Source organism: Dokdonella aquatica (assembly GCF_051987395.1).
Taxonomy (GTDB): domain Bacteria; phylum Pseudomonadota; class Gammaproteobacteria; order Xanthomonadales; family Rhodanobacteraceae; genus Dokdonella.
Window position 1 is genome coordinate 187,195 of record NZ_CP197094.1, and the last position, 21,188, is coordinate 208,382.

Annotated in this window: 16 protein-coding genes and 1 other RNA gene; 8 read left to right on the forward strand and 9 right to left on the reverse strand. The window is 69.6% G+C overall.

The genetic code is table 11. From position 1 onward, the window contains the following. Nucleotides 1-68: 68 nt before the first annotated feature. The 8 genes from ACQQ2N_RS00760 (at nt 69) to ACQQ2N_RS00795 (ending at nt 14,070) form a co-directional block, all read left to right on the forward strand. Nucleotides 69-1,406, forward strand: a complete 1,338-nt coding sequence (locus ACQQ2N_RS00760; RefSeq protein WP_440223757.1) for a sensor histidine kinase — start codon at nt 69-71, stop codon at nt 1,404-1,406. Then, complete coding sequence (locus ACQQ2N_RS00765) at nt 1,396-2,412, forward strand: hypothetical protein (protein ID WP_440223758.1); 1,017 nt, start codon at nt 1,396-1,398, stop codon at nt 2,410-2,412. The genes ACQQ2N_RS00760 and ACQQ2N_RS00765 overlap by 11 nt, the downstream gene beginning before the upstream one ends. Nucleotides 2,413-2,534: 122 nt before the next feature. Then, nucleotides 2,535-3,830 carry an alpha-hydroxyketone-type quorum-sensing autoinducer synthase gene (cqsA, locus tag ACQQ2N_RS00770; RefSeq protein WP_440223759.1) on the forward strand — a complete coding sequence of 432 codons (1,296 nt, stop codon included), beginning with the start codon at nt 2,535-2,537 and terminating at the stop codon, nt 3,828-3,830. Nucleotides 3,831-3,986: 156 nt separating this feature from the next. Continuing rightward, nucleotides 3,987-7,526, forward strand: a complete 3,540-nt coding sequence (dnaE, locus tag ACQQ2N_RS00775; protein WP_440223760.1) for a DNA polymerase III subunit alpha — start codon at nt 3,987-3,989, stop codon at nt 7,524-7,526. A 257-nt stretch (nt 7,527-7,783) separates the two neighbouring features. After that, a complete protein-coding gene (locus ACQQ2N_RS00780) occupies nt 7,784-8,239 on the forward strand; it encodes a hypothetical protein (RefSeq protein ID WP_440223761.1) in 456 nt (151 codons plus the stop codon). Nucleotides 8,240-8,446: 207 nt separating this feature from the next. Further along, nucleotides 8,447-10,882 (forward strand): TonB-dependent receptor domain-containing protein, encoded by a 2,436-nt coding sequence (locus ACQQ2N_RS00785; protein ID WP_440223762.1) that lies wholly within the window; start codon nt 8,447-8,449, stop codon nt 10,880-10,882. 377 nt (nt 10,883-11,259) lie between these two features. Further along, the gene (locus ACQQ2N_RS00790) at nt 11,260-12,972 is read left to right on the forward strand and encodes a hypothetical protein (protein ID WP_440223763.1); all 1,713 of its coding nucleotides are present in this window, start codon (nt 11,260-11,262) and stop codon (nt 12,970-12,972) included. Between the two features lie 138 nt (nt 12,973-13,110). Then, nucleotides 13,111-14,070: an acetyl-CoA carboxylase carboxyltransferase subunit alpha gene (locus tag ACQQ2N_RS00795; protein ID WP_440223764.1), complete on the forward strand. Its 960-nt coding sequence runs from the start codon at nt 13,111-13,113 to the stop codon at nt 14,068-14,070. A 93-nt stretch (nt 14,071-14,163) separates the two neighbouring features. Here the strand turns inward: ACQQ2N_RS00795 and ACQQ2N_RS00800 are convergent, their stop codons facing one another. The 9 genes from ACQQ2N_RS00800 to rnpB form a co-directional block, all read right to left on the reverse strand. Then, nucleotides 14,164-14,988: a DUF4097 family beta strand repeat-containing protein gene (locus tag ACQQ2N_RS00800; RefSeq protein ID WP_440223765.1), complete on the reverse strand. Its 825-nt coding sequence runs from the start codon at nt 14,986-14,988 to the stop codon at nt 14,164-14,166. 51 nt (nt 14,989-15,039) lie between these two features. Continuing rightward, nucleotides 15,040-15,846: a nucleoside triphosphate pyrophosphohydrolase gene (mazG, locus tag ACQQ2N_RS00805; RefSeq protein ID WP_440223766.1), complete on the reverse strand. Its 807-nt coding sequence runs from the start codon at nt 15,844-15,846 to the stop codon at nt 15,040-15,042. Nucleotides 15,847-15,907: 61 nt separating this feature from the next. Beyond that, complete coding sequence (gene cysQ, locus ACQQ2N_RS00810; RefSeq protein WP_440223768.1) at nt 15,908-16,705, reverse strand: 3'(2'),5'-bisphosphate nucleotidase CysQ; 798 nt, start codon at nt 16,703-16,705, stop codon at nt 15,908-15,910. Next, nucleotides 16,702-17,262 carry an ADP compounds hydrolase NudE gene (gene nudE / locus ACQQ2N_RS00815; RefSeq protein ID WP_440223769.1) on the reverse strand — a complete coding sequence of 187 codons (561 nt, stop codon included), beginning with the start codon at nt 17,260-17,262 and terminating at the stop codon, nt 16,702-16,704. The genes cysQ and nudE overlap by 4 nt, the downstream gene beginning before the upstream one ends. Nucleotides 17,263-17,302: 40 nt before the next feature. Beyond that, nucleotides 17,303-18,109 carry an inositol monophosphatase family protein gene (locus tag ACQQ2N_RS00820; protein WP_440223770.1) on the reverse strand — a complete coding sequence of 269 codons (807 nt, stop codon included), beginning with the start codon at nt 18,107-18,109 and terminating at the stop codon, nt 17,303-17,305. Between the two features lie 2 nt (nt 18,110-18,111). Next, nucleotides 18,112-18,879 carry a type II secretion system protein N gene (locus ACQQ2N_RS00825; RefSeq protein ID WP_440223771.1) on the reverse strand — a complete coding sequence of 256 codons (768 nt, stop codon included), beginning with the start codon at nt 18,877-18,879 and terminating at the stop codon, nt 18,112-18,114. A 42-nt stretch (nt 18,880-18,921) separates the two neighbouring features. Next, nucleotides 18,922-19,416 carry a type II secretion system protein GspM gene (gene gspM / locus ACQQ2N_RS00830; protein WP_440223772.1) on the reverse strand — a complete coding sequence of 165 codons (495 nt, stop codon included), beginning with the start codon at nt 19,414-19,416 and terminating at the stop codon, nt 18,922-18,924. After that, nucleotides 19,413-20,618 carry a type II secretion system protein GspL gene (gspL, locus tag ACQQ2N_RS00835; RefSeq protein WP_440223773.1) on the reverse strand — a complete coding sequence of 402 codons (1,206 nt, stop codon included), beginning with the start codon at nt 20,616-20,618 and terminating at the stop codon, nt 19,413-19,415. The genes gspM and gspL overlap by 4 nt, the downstream gene beginning before the upstream one ends. A 128-nt stretch (nt 20,619-20,746) precedes the next feature. After that, nucleotides 20,747-21,101: RNase P RNA component class A (gene rnpB, locus ACQQ2N_RS00840), an RNA gene on the reverse strand. Nucleotides 21,102-21,188: the final 87 nt, after the last annotated feature.

Below are 21,188 nucleotides of genomic sequence, written 5' to 3' on the forward strand. Positions count from 1 at the left end.
CGCGCCGGCACGCCGGTCCCGGCGTCCGCGCGCCCGTCCCGCATGACCTGTCCACGGAACCCGCCCGCATGAATGCGCCCTCGATCGGCGCGAAGCTCGCACTCGCCTGGGAACGCCTGCTCGAGTCGGTGCGCACGCGCGCCTACTTCGCCGAACCCAAGATGGTCATCATGGGCGCGATGGGCGTGTTCGGCACGCCGCTGTACTACTTCGTGTGGACGTGGTGGTACCCACAGCCGTTCGAGTCGCTGGCGCTGCGCCTCGTGTTCAGCGCGATCGCGCTGCCGCTGCTGTTCGTGCGGCGCTGGCCGGAACCCCTGCGCAAGTGGCTGCCGCTGTACTGGTACCTCGCCGTCATCGTCGACCTGCCGTTCTTCTTCGCCTACATGATGCTCATGAACGGGCTCAACACGGTCTGGCTGATGTCGCACCTGACCGCCGTGTTCATCGTGCTGCTCATGTTCGACCTCAAGGCCGCGATCATCTCGATAGCGAGCGGCACGGCGCTCGCGATCCTCGCGTTCATGCTCACCCCGCATATCGCGTTCCACGCCGAGCAGGCGCAGCTCATGCTGCCGGTATGGGCGTTCGTGCTGGCCTCGGGCGCCATCTTCAACGTCACGCGCAGCATCGAGTACCAATCGAGGATCGACGGCCTCACCGCGACCGCGGCGACCATCGCACACGAGCTGCGCACGCCGCTGGCGTCGATCCGCCTCGCCGCGATGGGCTCGCTCAAGCACGTCGACGCGATGGTCGACGGCTACCAGAAGGCACGCGCCGCGGGTCTCGACGTGCAGCCCGTGCACAGGAGCGCGATCGGCGCGATCGGCAGCGGCAGCCGCATCATCCAGACCGAGGTCAACCACGCCTTCGTCACGATCGAGATGCTGCTCGCCGCGGCACGCCCGGCCGAGTCGCATGCCTCCGATATCCTCGCGGCGTCGGTGATCGTCGCCGAGGCCGTCGATCGCTATCCTTATGCATCGCCGGCCGAACGGGAGAAGGTCGGCGTCGCGATCCAGGGCGATTTCCGCTTCCGCGGCTCGTCCCCGCTGCTGCTCAACGTGCTGTTCAACCTGCTCAAGAATGCCATCCACCACACCACGCGCTTCGGGCGCGGCGACATCGTGATCACCGTGAGGACGCTCGCCGGCCACGGCCTCGTCGTCGTGCGCGACACCGGCCCGGGCATCCCGCCCGCGCTGCTGCCGAGCATCTTCGACCGTTTCGTCACCGGGGCCGAGCGCCCCGAAACCGGGCTCGGGATCGGCCTGGCGTTCTGCAGGGATGCGATCAAGCGCATGGGTGGCTCGATCGACTGCCGTTCCGAACTCGGCAAGTACACCGAGTTCACGATCGCGCTTCCCCTGCTCGACGCCGAGGCTGCCCCGCGTGAGCCTTGAGGACCTCCCGTTCCCGCTGCCGCCGTTCTACTTCCCGACGCGCGTGCTGCACGTCGACGACCACGCGCGCTACCTCGAACTGCTGCCGCCTCTGCTCGGCCCGCGCGTGCACCTGGACAGCTACACCTCGGCACGCGAGGCCCTGCGCGCCGCGCGGCTTTCCACCGAGCGCGAGAGTCCGGTCGCCGACCTTATCTTCCGCCAGCGCGGCGATGCGTCACGGGTCATCCTCGACGTCGCCGGCATCCACCGCATCGCCTACGACGCGGACCGCTTCTCGGAGATCTCGGTCGCCGTGGTCGACTGGCACATGCCCGAGATGAACGGCATGGAGTTCCTGCAGCAGCTGCCGCTCCAGAACGTCGGGCGCATCCTGCTGACCGGGCGCGCGGCACTGCCGACCGCGGTCGACGCGTTCAACCGCGGCCTGATCGACCGCTTCATCGAGAAGGGCAGCCCGACCGTCGTCGAGGAACTGCGCGAGGCGATCCTCCAGCTGCAGTGGAGTTACTTCCGCCGCAGCTTCGGCACGCTCGCCGAGACGCTCGCGATCGGCGACTACCCGATGCTGCGCGATCCCGACGTGGTCGGCGTGCTCGAGGACGGCTTCATCTCGATCTGCCCGGTCGAGATGTACGTCCACGACGTGCCGCGCGGGCTGCTGTTCCTGGACGATCTCGGCCGCGCCGAGTTCGTCGTGGTCATGACGCCGGCCGAGCTGTACGAGCACGCCGAGCGTGCCGCGGACATCGGTGCACCTGAAACCATGCAGCGCGCGTTGCGGGATGGCACGTCGATTCCCGTATTTGCGAGAGGCAATCCCGGTTTCGACGCACGCCAGCCGCTAGACTCGAGCCGACTGGTGCCTGCGACCTTCGTGCGCGGCACCACCGGTGATTACTTCCTGGGCAAGCTGCGCGACCTGCAACAGTTCCGCATCAAGATCCCGGCGATCACCCCGTACGACACCTGGCTGCAGCGGAACGAGCTTCCGCCGGCGGAATGATTCCAGGGGCGATCCCTTAGGTCGCCCCGACACCTTCCCCATGTCGATCGCGCATCGACATCAGGGCCGATCCAGAATCGGCCCGGAAGACTCTTCCGCACCACCCAACCAGGAGTTCCACCATGCTCGACTCGTTCGCCCCCCACGACACCGCCCACGCCGACACGCGCGATGCCGCCGGCATCCCCGCACGGCCGCTGCCCGAGTTCGTCCAGCGTCGACTGGACGCCTACCAGGAACGCAAGCGTACGAACTGGGGCGGCCGCCACATCATGCACGGGCGTGCCACGCTCGCCGACGACCTCGTCCTGACCAGCAACGACTACCTGTCGCTGCAGCGCCACCGCACCATCCTCGACGCCGAGATCGACGCTCTCAACACGCACGGCAAGGGCGCCATGATGTCGGCGATCTTCCTGCAGGACGGCACCGGCACGCAGCGCTCGCTCGAGCAGCGCATGGCCGACGACCTCGGCGCGGCCAGCGGCGTGCTCGCGCAGTCGGGCTGGTGCGGCAACGTCGGCCTGATCCAGTCGATCGCCGACGAGCGCACGCCGGTCTACGTCGACCACCTCGGCCACGCTTCGCTGTGGGAAGGCGTCAAGAGTGCCGGCGCCAAGGGCGTGCCCGTGCACCACAACGACGTCGAGCACCTCGAGCGCCAGGTGCTGCGGTACGGCCCCGGCGTGATCGCGGTCGACGCGGTCTACAGCACCACCGGCGCGCTGTGCCCGATCGCCGACTATCTCGCGATCGCCGAAGCGCACGACTGCGTGCTGCTCGTCGACGAGTCGCATTCGCTCGGCACGCACGGCCCGAACGGCGAAGGTCTGGTCGCCTCGCTCGGCCTCGCCCACCGCGTCGACTTCGTCACCGCGAGCCTCGCCAAGGCCTATGTCGGCCGCGCCGGCCTGATCACGGGCCGCGAGCGCTTCACGGAGTTCTTTGCGTCCGAGTCGATGCCGGCGATCTTCAGCTCGACGCTGCTGCCGCACGACCTCGCCGGCATCGCCGCCGCGCACCAGGTCGTGCGCGACGAGCCGTGGCGTCGCGAGCGTCTGCACGCGATCTCGAAGCACGTGCGCGCGGCGCTGCTCGAGGGCGGCTACCCGCTGCTCAACGGCACCGAGCAGATCCTCGGCCTCGAGGTCGGCATCGAGGCGGACACGATGCACGTGCGCGACGTGCTCGAAGCCCACGGCATCGTCGGCTCGATCTTCTGCGCCCCGGCCACGCCGGCCAAGCGCTCGCTGATCCGCCTCACCCTGCACGCCGGCATGACCGCGACGCAGGTCGAGCGGCTCGTCGCGACGCTGCTCAAGGTGCGCACGGAAGTGCGTCTGTCGGAATGGTCGTCGGTGCGCCGCCAGAGCCGCTCGACCCGCGCCGTGGAGACCGATCGCACGCTCGCCGCCTGATCCTGCGACGCCGGCGCGCTCGCACGCCGGCGGCCGACACACGACGCGTCCGCGCCCCCTGCGCGGACGGCACATCGCGGCGGGACGCGCAAGCTTGTCCGTCCGGAACGCGGGGCTTACCCTTCCCGGTCTTCCCCTGCGCCGCCCCCTGCCGCCATGTCCGCGGGCTTCGTCCACCTGCACCTGCACAGCGAGTATTCGCTGGTCGACTCGACGATCCGCATCGACGAGCTCGTGGCCGCGTGCGCGGCCGCCGACATGCCGGCGGTGGCGCTGACCGACCAGGTCAACCTGTTCGCGCTGGTCAAGTTCTACCGCGCTGCCGAGAAGGCCGGCGTCAAGCCGATCGCCGGCAGCGACCTGTGGATCGCCGATCCGGCCGATCGCGCGCGGCCGTTCCGCGTCACCGTGCTGTGCCTGGATCGCATCGGCTACCGCAATCTCGCGCGGCTGGTCTCGCGTGCCTGGGCGGAGGGACGCCACGGCGACGTCGCGCTCGTCGAGGCCGACTGGCTGTTCGAGCTCGGCGAGGGCCTCGTCGTGCTCGCCGGACGCGAGAGCGAAGCAGGCCGCCTCGTCCTGTCGGGGCGCGACGATGCCGCACGCGAGGCGCTGCGCGCGTGGGGCGAACGCTTCCCGGACCGCCTCTATCTCGAACTCGTGCGCACGAACCGCGCCGACGACGACGCCTGGGTCGACGCCGCGGTCGCGCTCGCCGCGGAACTGGGCCTGCCCGTCGTCGCGAGCAACGACGTGCGCTTCCTCGAGCGCGACGACTTCGAGGCCCACGAGGCGCGCGTGTGCATCCACGACGGCCGCGTGCTCGCGGATCCGAAGCGCCCGCGCCTGTACTCGAACGAGCAGTACCTGAAATCGCCGGCCGAGATGGCCGAGCTGTTCGCCGATCTCCCCGAAGCGCTCGAGAACACCGTCGAGCTCGCCCGCCGCTGCAACCTCGAACTCTCGTTCGGCACCTACTACCTGCCCGACTTCCCGGTGCCGGAAGGCCACACGCTCGATTCGTGGATCCGCACGCAGTCGCGCGAAGGCCTCGCCACGCGCCTCGAGCGCCAGCCGCTCGCGCCGGGCTTCTCGCGCGAGGACTACGACCGCCGCCTCGAGGTCGAGGTCGACGTCATCGTCAAGATGGGGTTCCCGGGCTACTTCCTGATCGTCGCGGACTTCATCAACTGGGCCAAGGACCACGACATCCCGGTCGGCCCGGGACGCGGCTCGGGCGCGGGCTCGGTGGTCGCGTGGGCGCTCGGCATCACCGATCTCGACCCGCTGCGCTACGGCCTGCTGTTCGAGCGCTTCCTCAATCCCGAACGCGTGTCCATGCCCGACTTCGACGTCGACTTTTGCATGGACAAGCGCGACCGCGTGATCGAGTACGTCGCCGACGCCTACGGCCGCGACCACGTCAGCCAGATCATCACCTACGGCACGATGGCCGCGAAGGCCGTGCTGCGCGACAGCGGCCGCGTGCTCGGCATGAGCTACGGCCACGTCGACAAGATCGCCAAGCTGCTGCCGAAGATGCCGCTCGACCTCACCCTCGAGGACGCGCTCGGCCGCAGCGAGAAGTCGCGCAAGGAACCCGACCGCATCGTCGGCGAGTTCAAGGGACTCTACGAGGAGGACGACCAGGTCCGCGAGCTCGTCGACCTCGCGCTCAAGCTCGAGGACCTCACGCGCAACGCGGGCAAGCACGCCGGCGGCGTCGTCATCGCACCGGGCCCGCTGACCGATTTCGCGCCGCTGTATTCAGAAGCGAACGGCGAAGGCGTCGTCACCCAGTTCGACAAGGACGACGTCGAGGCCGTCGGCCTGGTCAAGTTCGACTTCCTCGGCCTGCGCACGCTCACGATCATCGACTGGGCGGTAAAGGCGATCAACGCGCGCCGCGCGCGCCACGGCGAGGCCGCGCTCGACATCGCGCAGCTGCCGCTCGACGATGCCAAGGTGTTCGACCTGCTCAAGCGCGCGCAGACGGTCGCGGTGTTCCAGCTCGAAAGCCGCGGCATGCAGGGCATGCTCAAGGATGCCAAGCCCGACTGCTTCGAGGACATCATCGCGCTGGTGTCGCTGTACCGCCCGGGCCCGATGGAACTGATCCCGAGCTTCTGCGCACGCAAGCACGGCCGCGAGGCGATCGAGTACCCCGATCCGCGCACCGAGGCGATCCTGAAAGAGACCTACGGCATCATGGTCTATCAGGAGCAGGTCATGCAGATGGCGCAGATCGTCGGCGGCTACTCGCTCGGCGGCGCCGACCTGCTGCGTCGCGCGATGGGCAAGAAGAAGCTCGACGAGATGGCCAAGGAACGCGCCAAGTTCCGCGCCGGCGCCGCGAAGGACGGCCTCACCGAAGTGAAGGCCGACGCGATCTTCGACCTCATGGAGAAGTTCGCGGGCTACGGCTTCAACAAGTCGCATGCGGCGGCCTACGCGCTCGTGTCGTACCAGACCGCATGGCTCAAGGCGCACTACCCGGCGGAGTTCATGGCCGCGGTGCTGTCCTCGGACATGGACAACACCGACAAGGTCGTGACCTTCCTCGCCGAAGCGCGCGCGCTCGGCCTGACCGTGCTGCCGCCCGTGATCAATGCCTCGGCCTACATGTTCGAGGCGCTCGACGGCGACACGCCCGGTGCGCCGTCGCGCACGATCCGCTACGGCCTCGGCGCCGTGAAGGGCGTCGGCCAGGGCGCGATCGAGAACGTCGTCGACGCGCGCAGGCGCTCGGGCGACTACCGCGACCTCGCCGATTTCTGCCTGCGCGTGGACACGCAGAAGATCAACAAGCGCACACTCGAGGCGCTGATCCTGTCGGGCTCGATGGACGCCCTCGCGCCGAACCGCGCAAGCCTCATGGCGCAGCTGCCCGAGGCCACGCGCAACGCCGAGCAGACCGCGCGCAATGCACTGGCGGGACAGAACGACATGTTCGGCGCGAGCAGTCCGGCCGCCGCGCCGGTCGAACTGCCGGTCGTCGACGAGTGGCCGGCCGAACGCCGCCTCGCCGGCGAGCGCGACACGCTCGGCCATTACCTTTCCGGCCATCCGACCGACAGCTGGAAGGAGCTGCTCGCCAACGTCACGAGCTGCGCGATCGGCGAGGTCGACAAGCACTACCGCGTGCCGGCCAAGCGCGCCGACGGCGAGCGCAACCGCTTCGCCGACCGCCAGGCGTTCACGCTGGCCGGTTCGGTCACGGGCCTGCGCAAGCAGGGCGACTCGCGCGCGTTCGTCAGCGTCGAGGATTTCTCGGGTCGCTTCGAGGCCGTGCTCTACCGCGAGACCTGGACCGAGTTCGCGCCGCTGGTCACGCGCGACGCGATCCTCGTGTTCGAAGGCAACCTGTCGATCGACGACTTCTCGGGTGGCTACCAGCTGCGCACGCAGCGCGTGACGACGATCGAGGCCGCCTGCGAGCAACGCACGCGTGCGCTGCGCCTGCGCGTCAACGGCGTCGGCGGCGATTTCGCGAACCGCCTGCACGCGACGCTGGAGCCGTGGCGCGGCGGCCACACGCCGGTGCGCGTCGCGTTCACCAACGCGAGCGGTCGCGGCGAGCTCGAACTCGGCCCCGACTGGCGCGTGCGCGCGCATCCCGAACTGCTGCGTGCGCTCGACGCGCTCGACGGCGTGCTCGGCATCGATCGCGTCTACGGCGCGGCGATGCCGGGCTGAGTATCACGCCGCGCGCGACGATCGTCCGCGCCGGCTTCGCTTCATCGCCCCCGACTCCCCCACAAGTCCTCGCTGCGCACGCGACGATCCCCTTGGCCGCGCAAGGCACTCGGGTCCGATCCTTCGCGCGCGTGTCGTGTGAACACCTGCGCGACGCGTTGCCGCAGCGCGGAATGAATTGCGAATAGGAATGATTGTCATTAAAATTACGTGATTCCTGCCTCATTGCCGTGCACGCCCGTGCGTGCCGGATCGTCATGACCCCGAGCGTTTCCCGCCACCGCCCGCACCGTCGCGTCACCGCACGCGTCGTCGCGCTGTGCATGCTGCTCGTGGTGATGTCGTGGCAGGCGATCGCCGCGCCGACCCCGCACGACGTGACGCGCTCGCGCGTCGCGACGGAGCTCGCGTTCGAGGTGGGCGACCAGGATCTGCCGCCGCAACGCCTCGCCGACGAGTGCACGGAATCGTGCAAGCGTCGCCGTGTCGGCGAAGGTCTCGGCATCGCGACCGACGTGGTCGACTCGCCCGCCGCCCCGGCATACGCGATCTGGGTGTCGTTCGATGCGCCACGCGTCGTCGACGACACCGCACTGCCGCTCGCGTTCCGGTCGCCGACCCATGGCGGTCCGTCACGTCCCGCGAGCCTGCTCTCGAGTTGCCGCCGCGCCTGTCCCGGGCGCGCGCCCCCGTCCGCGCCCACGACGCGCTGACCGATCTGCGCGACGCCTGAAGCGTCGCACCTGATCCCCGCATCGCCCCGACGACGCACCTGCAGGTGCACGGGCGACGCACGCCGCGCGTCCTCCGACGCTTGCCGATATCCCGAATCCCGCGCGTGCGCCGAGCCGCCGCCACCCCACGCGCGCGCCTGCTTCCTTCACCCTCCCACCGGAACCACCATGAATCCGACCCGCGCCATGTCCCTTCCCCGCCGTCACGCGCTCGCCGCGCTGATCGCCGCGACGTTCGCCCCGGCGGCCGCGTTCGCCGATGCGCCCGCCGACGCCGGCACCACCGAGATGCACCAGGTCGTCGTCACCGCGGCCGGCTTCGAGCAGAAGATCACCGACGCGCCCGCGAGCATCAGCGTCGTCACGCGCGAGGAACTCGCCAAGCGTCCGTACACGAGCCTCATCGACGCGCTGCGCGACGTCGAGGGCATCGACGTCGGCATGGAGAGCACCGACAAGAACGGCATGGCGACGATCAGCATGCGCGGCATGCCGTCGGACTACACGCTCGTGCTCATCGACGGCCGCCGCCAGAGCAACGTCGGCGACCTCTACCCGAACAACTTCGGCGGCGGACAGTTCAGCTTCCTGCCGCCGCTCGCCTCGGTCGAGCGCATCGAGGTCGTGCGCGGCCCGATGTCGACGCTGTACGGCTCCGACGCGATGGGCGGCGTCATCAACATCATCACGCGCAAGGTCGCCGCGAACTGGCACGGCTCGTTCTCGCAGGGCTACACCTACCAGGAAGACGACCAGTTCGGCGACAGCCGCCAGACCGACTTCTACGTCGCCGGCCCGCTGATCCCCGGCACGCTCGGCCTCGCCGTGCGTGGCAGCCTCTACGACACCAAGGCGTCGAATCCCGAGTGGGATGCCCTGCCGCTGCCGGACGGCACGCTGTGGGATCGCTCGCTCGGCTTCGGTGCGGGCGGCAAGCAGGTCGCGAGCACCAACTGGAACACCGGCGTGCGCCTCTCGCTGACACCGAGCGAGAACCACGACTTCATGCTCGACTACGACATCTCGCGCCAGAAGCACGACAACTCGACCGGCCAGACCGGCACGCTCGACAGCCTCGACAGCCTGTGGCGCAGCGGCAACGCGACGTTCCCGAACCCGGACTTCGATCCGTCGCAGCCGGCCGGCCCGAACAACCCGGCCACGATCACGCGCCGCGTCGTGCAGCCGCGCGTCGGCTACACCGCCTACCAGCGCTACGAGCGTGATCAGCTCGCGCTGACCCACGTCGGCCGCTGGGACATCGGCACGAGCGAGACCAGCATCATGCGCTCGACCACCAACAACCTCGGCCGCTCGCTGCCGCTGACCGTCGCCGAGCGCGCCGAGGTGCAGCAGCTGTGGAACGAGGTCTGCATCCGCCGCGGCATGGCGCCGTACTGCAACAACGGCAGCGGAGCCGCCGGCAACCTCGGCCTGCTCACGCCGGACGAGCTCGCCGAGCTCGGCTCGTTCCTGCCGCGCCAGCGCCGCGTGCTCGAACTCGAAGGCCTCGTCCTCGACAGCAAGCTCGAGATGCCGCTGGGCCGCCACATCCTCACCGTCGGCGGCCAGTACAACGACACCGACATGGAAGACGGCGTGTTCGGCATGGACGGCGCGGGCTTCCGCGACGGCACCACGCAGAAGCACAAGCAGTGGGCGCTGTTCGCCGAGGACAACTGGAACTTCGTCGATCCGCTCACCGCCACCTTCGGCGTGCGCTACGACGACCACAACATCTTCGGCGACCACGTCAGCCCGCGCGGCTACCTCGTCTGGACGGCCACCGACGCGTGGACGTTCAAGGGCGGCGTGAGCACCGGCTACAAGACGCCCAAGCCGAATCAGCTGTTCCCGGGCATCACCGGCTTCGGCGGCCAGGGCGTCAGCCCGTTCGTCGGCACGCCGGGCCTGCAGCCCGAGACGAGCACGAACACCGAGCTCGCCGCGTACTTCGACAACGGGAACTTCAGCTTCAACGTCACCGCGTTCCTCAACAAGTTCAAGGACAAGATCGCCACCACCGACGCGGCGCCGAACTGCGAGGTCGCGCCGGCCGGCGTGTACTGCGTCGACGTCGGCCCGGGCTGGGCCGAGCTCGGCTACACGACCTTCAGCCAGGCGATGAACATCGAGCGTGCCGAGACGCGCGGCGTCGAGATCGCGGGTCGCGTCGTGCTGCCGGCCAACTTCACGCTGCGCGGCAACTACACGTTCACCGAGTCGGAGCAGAAGAGCGGCACGAGTTCGGGCCTGCCGATCGCCGGCGAGCCGGCGCGCCACATGCTCAATGCCACGCTCGACTGGCAGGCCACCGAGACCCTCAACCTCGCGCTCAGCGCGGAAGCGCGCTCCAAGCGCTATCGCACGCCGTCGACGACGACGCCGCAGCAGGGCGCGTACTACGAGGACTACGAGATCCTGCACTTCGGCGCGTCGTGGAAGCCCGCGCAGTGGAGCTGGCTGACCGTGACCGGCCGTGTCAACAACCTGCTCGACAAGAACTTCATCGCGCAGACCTGCGAACTGGCCGCGTCGCAGCAGGAATACCTCTGCTACGACGACTTCCAGGTCAAGGACAAGCGCCGCAGCGTGTGGCTGTCGGCGTCGGTCGAGTTCTGATGCACGCTCCTGCGCGCCGGTTCATCCCGGCGCGCAGGGAAGCCGGGTCGGAACCGGGGTCAGGTTCATTTTCCCCGCAGCGGCTCAAGACCCGGGGTCAGGTTCATTTTTCCACGCGGCGCGTCGACGATCGCGACGGGCTGCGCTGGAAAAATGAACCTGACCCCATGCTTTTACCTCATGCTTTTGTACGACGCGTGGCTTGGGAAAATGAACCTGACCCCATGGTTCTTCGTGTCGGGCCGCGCCCCGTAACACAGCCTTAACCGCGCCGTCATCCCACCCTAGGGAAGTCCCCACGTCCTTCAGCCGACCCTGCTCCGGATACTCGCCGCGTGGCGCCAGCGCCCCCTGACTCACGCACCGAGGATCCGTACATGGTCGACTCCGTCAACACCACCAACGTCTCGACGACCGCGCTCGACTACGCGCAACAACGCAGCCAGGTCCCCACCCAGACCACACCGGACGTCTCGCAGACCGCCAGCGACGTCCTCGACGTCGGCAAGAATTTCTGGAGTCGCGACGATTACGATGCGCGCGCCGAAGCCTTCGCCCAGGAGATGCAGAAGGGCGACGCCGAGTACCAGAAGCAGCTCGTCGCCGAAGTGCTTCGCCAGGATCCGGGCGCCTTCAGCTCGTGGCTCAATCCGGGCCGCATCAACGACCTCGTCGACAGCGGCAAGATCTCGCAGACGCAGCGCAACGACATGGCGGCCGGCATCGCGGGCGCCTACAACGACGGCACGCTGCCGAGCAACCCGATCCATGACGCGAACGGCAACGTCGTCGGCACCGAGAGCGCGCTCGACGCGTTCCTCTACAACCGCAACTCGACCAGCACCGACGGCGTCGACAACCAGATCGAGAACGCGCGCAACCTGCGCGAGTTCGCCGAATTCTTCAGCGGCCCGCACTACAACGCCGAGATCTCCGAGTTCCGCGAGAACTACAGCGAGCACCTGATCAAGGACTACGCGCTCAACGACAAGGTGTCCGACGGCGACCTGCGCAACCGCGCCGCGGTCGGCGCGGCGTCGGTGCTCAACGGTGACCCTACGCGTGGCGACATCGCCGCGAACGTGCTCAACGGCCTCGAGGAAGGCCAGCTCGCCTCATTCATGGAGCGCGTCGCCAACGGCAGCGAGCTCGTCTCGCCGGCGCACATCGACGGCATCATCGGCAACAGCACGGTCGCCTACCGCGACGGCCTGCAGACCTCCGACGTCGCGCTGCCGGATCAGTTCTCCTCGCTCGTCGCGCAGGTCTCGCGCACCGACACGGCGGCCTCGCGCGAGGTCGCGGCCGATATCGCCCGCCTGCCGGCACAGAAGCCGGAGATCTTCGCCGAGAACCGCACCGGCAACTACCAGGAGCGTGTCGACGCGATGGGGCAGCTGTTCACCAGCCACTCCGAGCCGATCCTCAACGAACTGACCAAGTACGACCTCGACAAGGCCGGCAGCGTCGAGAATTCGACGACCAAGCAGTACATGCAGAACGCATCCGACCTCGGCAGCCTGCTGAACGTCGTGGTCTTCAACAAGGACTCGACGTACGCGGGCACGGCGCGCGCGGAGATCATGGACTACGCGGCGGACCTCAAGCAGCAGATCAACACGACGGAAGGCAGCGCCGACGCCATGGAGCGATTGGCGATGCTGTCGGGCGCGGCCGATGACGCGATCACGCAGGGCTTCAACGACCTCAAGTCGCAGCAGGAGGCCCAGAAGGAGCTCGTCTCGTTCATCGTCGACGTCGCCCTCGCCGGCGTGCCGCTCGACAAGCTCAAGGGCGGCGTGTCCGACTATGTCGGCGAGATCTTCAGCAACCCGCGTGTCTCCGAGGCCTTGAAGGGCGTGACCGGCGAACTCGTCGACAGCGGCACCGGCAAGCTGACCGACGCGGCCAAGGAAGCGCTGGCCTCCGCACTCGGACCCGATGCCGCCGAACTGCTCGACCAGCAGCAGGCTTCGAACGCGCTGCGCAACGCCATCCAGGGCGGCATCACCGATCAGCGCGACATCGCCAATGTGAGGAACTACGCCGAGGACGTCACGCAGGGCATCAACATCTGGCGCAGCCAGTAAGATCGGGCGGGAGGACTCCGGGTACCGCCAGCGGCCACGCGACGTGACCGCTGGTGGTGCACCGACCCCACCGATGGCCCCCGCGACGGCCCGCCGGAACGGGCTATACTCGGCGACCGAACTTTCAAACGTCGCGGAATGAATCCCAACTTCCTCGAATTCGAAGCGCCGATCGCCGAACTCGAAGCCAAGATCCAGGAGCTGCGCCATGCCAGCCACGATCAGGCCTTCAACATCGAGGACGAGATCACCAAGCTTCAGGACAAGCTCAAGATCCGCACCGCGGAGATCTTCCGCAACCTGAGCCCGTGGCAGACCGCGCAGGTCGCCCGCCATCCCGCACGCCCGTACACGCTCGACTACCTTGCGGTCATGTGCGACGAGTTCCACGAACTCGCCGGCGACCGAGCCTACGCCGACGACGCCGCGATCGTCGGTGGCCTCGCGCGCATCGACGGCCGCAGCGTGGTCGTGATCGGTCACCAGAAGGGGCGCGACACCAAGACCAAGATCCGCCGCAACTTCGGCATGCCGCGTCCCGAGGGCTACCGCAAGGCGCTGCGCCTCATGAAGCTCGCCGAGCGCTTCAAGCTGCCCGTGCTCACCTTCATCGACACGGCCGGCGCGTATCCGGGCGTCGGCGCCGAAGAGCGCGGCCAGAGCGAGGCGATCGCGCGCAACCTGCTCGAGATGTCGGAGCTCAAGGTGCCGATCCTGTGCACCGTGATCGGCGAAGGCGGCTCGGGCGGCGCGCTCGCGATCGGCGTCGGCGACCGCACGATCATGCTGCAGTACTCGACCTACTCGGTGATCTCGCCCGAAGGTTGCGCGTCGATCCTGTGGAAGAGCGCCGACAAGGCCCGCGACGCGGCCGAGGCACTCGGCCTGACCGCACCGCGCCTGTTCGAACTCGGCCTCGTCGACAAGATCGTGCGCGAACCGCTCGGCGGCGCGCACCGCAACCCGCGATCGATGGCGATCCGCCTCAAGGCCGTGCTGCTCGGCCAGCTCGAGGCGCTCGACCGCCTCGACACGCCGACGCTGCTCGAACAGCGCTACCAGCGCCTGCGCCGCTACGGCGCGTACAAGGCGGCCTGACGGACCGCGGCGCTCCGCGCGCCGCACCTCCGCCCCAGACGACGAAGGGCCGCTTGCGCGGCCCTTCGTCTTCACGGCATGTCCGTTGCGCGATCAGTCGCGACGCGGGATGTCGACCTTGCCGCCGACGTTGCGATGCGTCGTGTCGCCGCTGCCCTGCGAGCGCACGACGAGGTCGCCGCGCACGTCGCTGGCCGAGATGTCGCCCGAGCCGATCGACTCGACCGTGACATTGCGCCCGATGTCGCGCAGGGTCACGTCGCCCGAGCCGATGTCGCCGATGCGCACGTCGCCGTCGACGCGCTCGAAATCGAGATCGCCCGATCCGCCGCGGCGTGCCTCGACGTCGCCGCGCACACCGCGCACCTTGGCATCGCCCGAGCCCGTCGAGACGAGCGTGAAACGGCCGACGCCGTCGGCCTCGATGTCCCCCGAGCCGACCTTCGCGACGAGCTCGCCGGCGATGTCGCTGGCTTCGAGGTCGCCCGAGCCGGCACGGTAGTCGAGCGAGGCGAGGTCGCGCGCGACCACGTCGCCCGAACCGGTCTCGACCGTCGCCGCGAGCGCGGCCGGCACGCGGATCTCGAGGTCGATGTAGGCCTTCTGCGAACCGAACAGCGACCACGAGGATTTGGTATCGCGCTCGGCCTCGATGACGAGGCGGTCACCGTCACGGCGCTGCGTCACCTGCAGGCGCTCGAGCAATGAGGCGTCCGAGGCGCAGGCCTTGCCGCGCACTTCGACGCGGGCGAGCCCGGCCACGCCGCGCAGCTGCAGGTCGGTCGAACCGAGCGCGACGGTCAGCGCGCGCAGGCCGGCCGCGTCGACATCGAAATCGCGGCGCGCGCTGTGCGGGCAGTCGTCCGCGGCCGCGAGCGTGGCGCAGAACAGGAGCGGAACGAGGACGAGGCGACGCATGGCGATTCTCCCTGGAAGGTAGGCATGGGATACGGCCAGCACGGAAAAGGTTTAAGCCGGCGGCACAGCCGCGCGTTCCTCGGCCTTGGCGCGATCCCACAGCGCATCCTGCGCGGACAGGGGCTGGCCGGCCAGCGTCGTGCCCTGCTCGGCCGCGAGCGTCTCCATGCGGCGGAAACGCCGCTCGAACTTCGCGTTGGCGCCGCGCAACGCCGCCGAGACATCGACCTTCGCATGGCGCGCGACGTTGACGCCCACGAACAGGAGGTCGCCGATCTCGTCGGTCAGGCGCGCGTGGTCACCGCCCGCGGCGAACTCGGCACGCACCTCGTCGATCTCCTCGTGCAGCTTGTCGAACACGGGGCCGACATCGGGCCAATCGAAACCGACCGTCGCCGCACGCTTCTGGAGCTTCAGCGCACGCTGCCATTCGGGCAGGCCTCGCGTGATGCCGGCCAGCGCGCTCGTGTCGGTGTCGCCGCCGGCCTCGCGCTCGCGCTGCTTGATCGCCTCCCACGCGACCAGCACCTCGCCGGCGCCGTCGGCCTTCGCGTCGCCGAACACGTGCGGATGGCGCGTGACGAGCTTGTCGCAGATCGACGCGACGACGTCCTCGAAACGGAAATGCCCGGCCTCCTCGGCCATGCGCGCATGGAACACGACCTGCAGCAGAAGGTCGCCGAGCTCGCCGCACAGATCGGCGTAGTCGCGGCGATCGACCGCATCGGCGACCTCGTAGGCCTCCTCGATCGTGTACGGCACGATCGTCTCGAAGCTCTGTTCGAGGTCCCAGGGGCAGCCGCCGTCGCGATCGCGCAGGCGCGCCATGATCGCCAGCAGGTCGTCGATCGTTCGCATGCGCGTTCCCGTGGTCAAGAAAGGAACGCATTGTCCGCGCCGCACGCGGATCGCGGAAGCCTCAGCCCGCGCCGAGCAGTTCCGGCCATGCGATCGAGCGGTCGCCGAACGCGATGAACTCGGGGTTGAGCAGCGAATCCTTGGTGTTGTACGCGAGCGTGCGGCCATGCAGGTCGACCACGTCGCCGCCGGCCTCGGCGAGCACGCAGTGCGCGGCAGCCGTGTCCCACTCCGAGGTCGGGCCGAGGCGCACGTAGAGGTCGGCCTCGCCCGCAGCGATGCGCAGGAACTTGAGCGACGAGCCGAGCGGCAGAAGCGTATGCGAGTCGAGCCGGTCGAGCATGCCGCCGAGGCGCGCGTCGCCGTGCGAGCGGCTGCCCGCGACGACGAGTGCGGCCTGCCGCGGACGCGTAGTCCAGCGCACGGCGTCGCCTTCACCGACACGTCGCCATGCGCCGCCGCCGTGCCAGGCCCAGGCCAGTTCGCCCGTCACCGGCGCCTGCACGACGCCGATCACGGGGCGGTGCGCGTCGATCAGCGCGATGTTGACCGTGAACTCGCCGTTGCGCTTGACGAACTCGCGCGTGCCGTCGAGCGGATCGACGAGCCAGTAGCGTGTCCACTGCGAGCGCTCGGACCACGCCACGCTCGCCGATTCCTCGGTGAGCACGGGAATGTCGGGCGTGAGCGCGCGCAGGCCGGCGACGATGATCGCGTTCGCGGCGAGGTCGGCCGCGGTCAGCGGTGAACGGTCGTCCTTGTGCTCGACCGCGAACTCGCCGTCGTATACGGCGAGGATCGCTGCAGCGGCGTCCTGCGCGATGCGGCAGGCGCCGACGGCGAGGGCTTCGAGGTTCACGGGCGCGGCCGGTAGCGGCCGGCGAGGTATTCGCGCGCGATGAACAGCGCGGCGATCGAACGGCCTTCGGTGACGTCGGGCTCGGCGAGCAGCGTGTGCAGCTCGGCAAGCTTCCACGGCACGACCTCGAGCTCCTCGGGCTCGTCGCCCTGCAGGCGCTCGGGGTAGAGGTCGCGCGCGATGACGACATGCGTCATCGAGCTCATGTAGGTCGGCGACAGCGACAGCGAGCCGAGGATGTGCAGCTCGCGCGCACCGTAGCCGACCTCCTCCTTGAGCTCGCGGTTGGCACCCTGCTCGGCGGTCTCGTCCTGGTCGAGGCGGCCTTTCGGCAGGCCGAGCTCGTAGCGGTCCAGGCCGGTCGCGTACTCGCGCACGAGCAGCACGGTGTCGTCGTCGAGCATCGGCACGATGATGACCGCGCCTAGCCCGGCACCGCGCAGGCGCTCGTGGGTGCGGCGCTCGCCGTTGGAGAACTCGAGGTCGATCTGCTCGGCGCGCAGGAAGCGGCTCTGCTCGACGGGACGCGTGGCGAGGACGATGGGCGGTTTGCGCATCCGCCGATTGTAGCCGGATGCGCTGCCCGAACGCAGGCAGTCAGCGTGCCGCGAGGCGTGCCAGCGCGTGTGCGTGAAGCGCCGGCGGACCGGCCAGCGCGCTGCGCACGTCGAGGTCGATCGCACCGCCGTCGAGCGTCGTGAACACCCCACCGGCCTCGCGCACGATCACGACGAGCGCGGCGATGTCGAGGATGTTGAGATCCGATTCGACGACGAGGTCGATCGCGCCGCGCGCGAGCAGGTGGTAGTGCAGGAAATCGCCGTAGCCGCGGATGCGACCGGTCTCGGCGACGATCGCGCCCCACGTGGCCCAACGCGCGGCATCGCCTGCGAGGGTCTTCAGGTTGCCGCCCGACACCGCCGTCGCGGGCCCGAAGGCCTGCGCGTCGGACACGTGCACGCGACGTCCGTCGTGCGCAGCGTGGCCGAGGAATGCTCCGCCGCCGCGCACGGCCCAGGCGCGCTCGCCGTATTCGCAGGCGTCCGACACGCCGAGCACAAGCTCGCCCGCATGCATGAGCGCGATCTGCGTCGAGAAGAACGGATAACCGCGAACGAACGCCTTGGTGCCGTCGATCGGATCGATGAGCCACAGGAACTCGCCGTCGCCTTCGCGGCCCTCCTCCTCGCCGAGGAAGGCATGATCGGGAAAGGCTTCGCGCAGCACGCGCTTGATCGCGCCTTCGGCCTCGCGGTCGGCTTCGGTCACCGGTGTCGCGTCGGCCTTGGTCTCGATCGAGAAATCGCGCTCGCGATAGCGCGCGCGGATGCCGGGTGCTGCCGCATCGGCGGCGGCGTGCGCGGCGGCGAGCGCGCGCGCCAAGAAGGCCCTGTCGAGCGCCACGCTCAGAACAACCGGAACAGCTGGCCGCGCAGCACGAGGTGCGACGAGCCGTCGGCCTGCGGCTGGCCGATGTAGCGCAGCGCTTCCTGCACGCGCGGATCACCGTTGCGCGCCGACAGGAACGCCTCGGCATCGTAGGCCGTCGCCGAGACCGTGAAACGCCCGGCGACCTCGAGCCCGCCGCGGCCGTCGTCGGCGATCGTGCCGGCGATGCTGCCGTCACCCTGCGAGGCGAAGTCGGCAAGGATGTCGGAGAAGCGCGCCTCGGCCTGGCCCGTCACGCCGGCGTCGGTCCAGCGCGCGTTGCCGCTGCTCTCGGTGACGCGGCCGTCGACGAGCACGACGCGCGAGAGCGTGCCGGTGACGGCACCGCGGAACTTCAGCGACGGGACGTCGAGCACCGGATCGAACAGCGACGCCGGCACGCGGAAGCGCACGTCGGTGGCGACGAGGCGGCCATCCCACTCGCGCTCGACGAGGCCGGAGCTCTCGATGTCGGCGCCCTTGATGCGCAGGTCGGCCTTGATGCGCCGCGCGAACAGCGGCGTCTTGTCGACGCGCCAGTCGAGTTCGCCGAGGTCACGCCCGAACACCGTGACGCTGTCGGCATGGCCTTCCCAGATCGTGCCACGCACGCCGACCAGCGAGACCGGCCCGAGGCGCGAGGCGACCTGGCGATAGGCGACGTCGGCCGGCAGCGTCCAGGCGATGACGCCGGCGACGACGGCCGCGACCGCGACGAGGATGAACAGCCACTTGATGATCTTCATCGGCACATCATGCAGAAAAGAGCGGAAAAATGCCCGCGTGCGCTACGGCACGTCCTCGAGCGTGACACGCGCGTTGACGAGCCCGGTCGCGTCGACGCGATCGGCGGAGAAGTCAGTCACGCGCACGCCGTGGTCGCGCACGATCGCCTCGAGCCAGTCGGCGAGCACGTCGAACGGCGCGAACTCGAAGTTCGCGCGCACACTGCGCGGCCCGACCGGTTCGATGCGCTTGAGCGCCCCGTCGAGTCCGCCGCCGCGCGCACTCGCGTCGGCGAGTGCGAGCAGCGACTTGCCCTGGCGATCGGCCAGCGTGCGCACACCGGCGCTGCGCAGGCGCTGCACCTCGGCCTCGGCGACACGCACGTAGGCATGGTCGCGGCGCGCGGCCTCGAGGCGCTCGGCGAGGCGGTCGCGTTCGCGCGACAGCGGGTACCAGCCCAAGCCCCACACGAGCAGCAAGGCGACCACGATCGCACCGACCGCGAGCACGCGGCGGTCGCGCTCGGCGAGGCCGTTCCACGAGGCGGCGAGGCTCATCGGCCCTCCCCGCGCACACGCACGCGTCCGTCGACGCCGTTGTCGAGCGGATTGAGGCCGGTCACCTCGGCATCGAGGCCCGGGATCGCCGCGAACTGTTCACGCAGGCTGTCGAGCGTGGCCACGTCGGGCGCGCGCAGGCCAAGCTCGAGCACGTCGTTGCGGTACTCGAGGCCGCGCAACTCGGTGCGCGTGGTCGCGCCGAGCACGGGCGCGACCTGTCCGAGCACGCGCAGCAGGCCGGTGCTTTCCCCGGCGCCACGCAGGCGGTCGACACGCGAACGCATGACCTGCTGCGGATCGAGCGAACGCTCGCCGGCGCCGAGATCGGGGAAGGTGCGCTGCACGCTGTCGGCCATCGACGCCTCGAGGCGCGCGACCGAACGCTGCAACTGGATCACCTCGAGACCGCGCGCGGCGAACGCGAGCACGCCGACGGCCGCCGCGATCGCCGCCACACGACGCCACCAGCGCGTGCCACGGGCGACGCGATGCGCGACCGCGAAACGTCCGCCGAGCAGGTTGAGCGGCGCCGCCTCGAGGTGCGCGGCGAGGAAGACGAACGCGTCCACCACCGGCTCGACGGCCGCACGGCCGCGCGGCCCCACCGTCGCGGCGACACCGCGCACGTCACGCGCGGCATGGATATCGAGTGCGGGATCGACACCGGCAGCGCGCAGCCGCTCGAGCCAGGCCGGCAGGTCCTCGAGCGGACACGCGACGGCCGACCATGGCGCAAGGCGCGCGATCACGCGGCCGCCGTCGACGAGCACGCTGCCGGCATCGGGCGCGAGCGGCAACGCGAGCGACTCCGGCACGATGCGGTCGGGACGGATGCCCGCCGCGGCCAGCGTATCGAGCCAGCCCTGCAGGCGCGTGCGCGCGACCACACCGACACCGACCTGGTCGCCGTGGCCGGGTACGAAGGCGACGTGCTGGTCCTCGAGCGGCGCGAGGATCTGGTCCTCGACCGCGAACGGCACGGCCTGCGAACGCTGTGCGGCGCTGCGCGCGGTGACGCGCACCTCGAGCAGCAGCACATCCTCGGCAGGCACGAGCACGACGACATCCTCGGCCGCGGCGAGCACGGAAGACGGTGGCGCGCCCACGCCGCGCGCGGCGGCGACACGCGAACCCGCGGACTGGCGAAGCCATTGCAGGGCACCGTCCGGGGCGAGGCGAATCAGCAGACGATCGGGCATGCGGCGCCATCCGGGACAAGCGCTCGATTGTACGGCACCGCCCGCACGTGCGGCATCGGGGTCGCCCCGCGACGGCACGCAGCGCAAGAACCCCGGGCCGTCAGGCGACGACCCGGGGTTCCCTGCATCGAGGGAGTCGGCCGGTAAGCCGGGTTCTGTCGTGGACAGTCATTCCTCTAGGTCCTGCGTCACCGCAGGACTCGAGCAACCAACCCGGGGACGATACGGGCAGCATCATGGTCCCCCTATTCGGTCTTGCTCCAGGTGGGGTTTGCCGTGCCATGCGGCGTTGTCCCCGCACGCGGTGCGCTCTTACCGCACCGTTTCACCATCACCACGCGCATCTCGCGATGCCGTTCGGCTGTCTGTTCTCTGTTGCACTTTCCGTCGGCTCGCGCCGCCCAGGCGTTACCTGGCACCTTGCCCTGTGGAGCCCGGACTTTCCTCGGCACGCAAGCGTGACGCGACTGTCTGGCCGACTCCACCGCGAAGTGTAGCGTGGCGTCCGCCGCGCCGATACCGCGGCGCCCCCGCGCCGGCCCGTTCATTGGCCGGCACCGGCGCATCCGC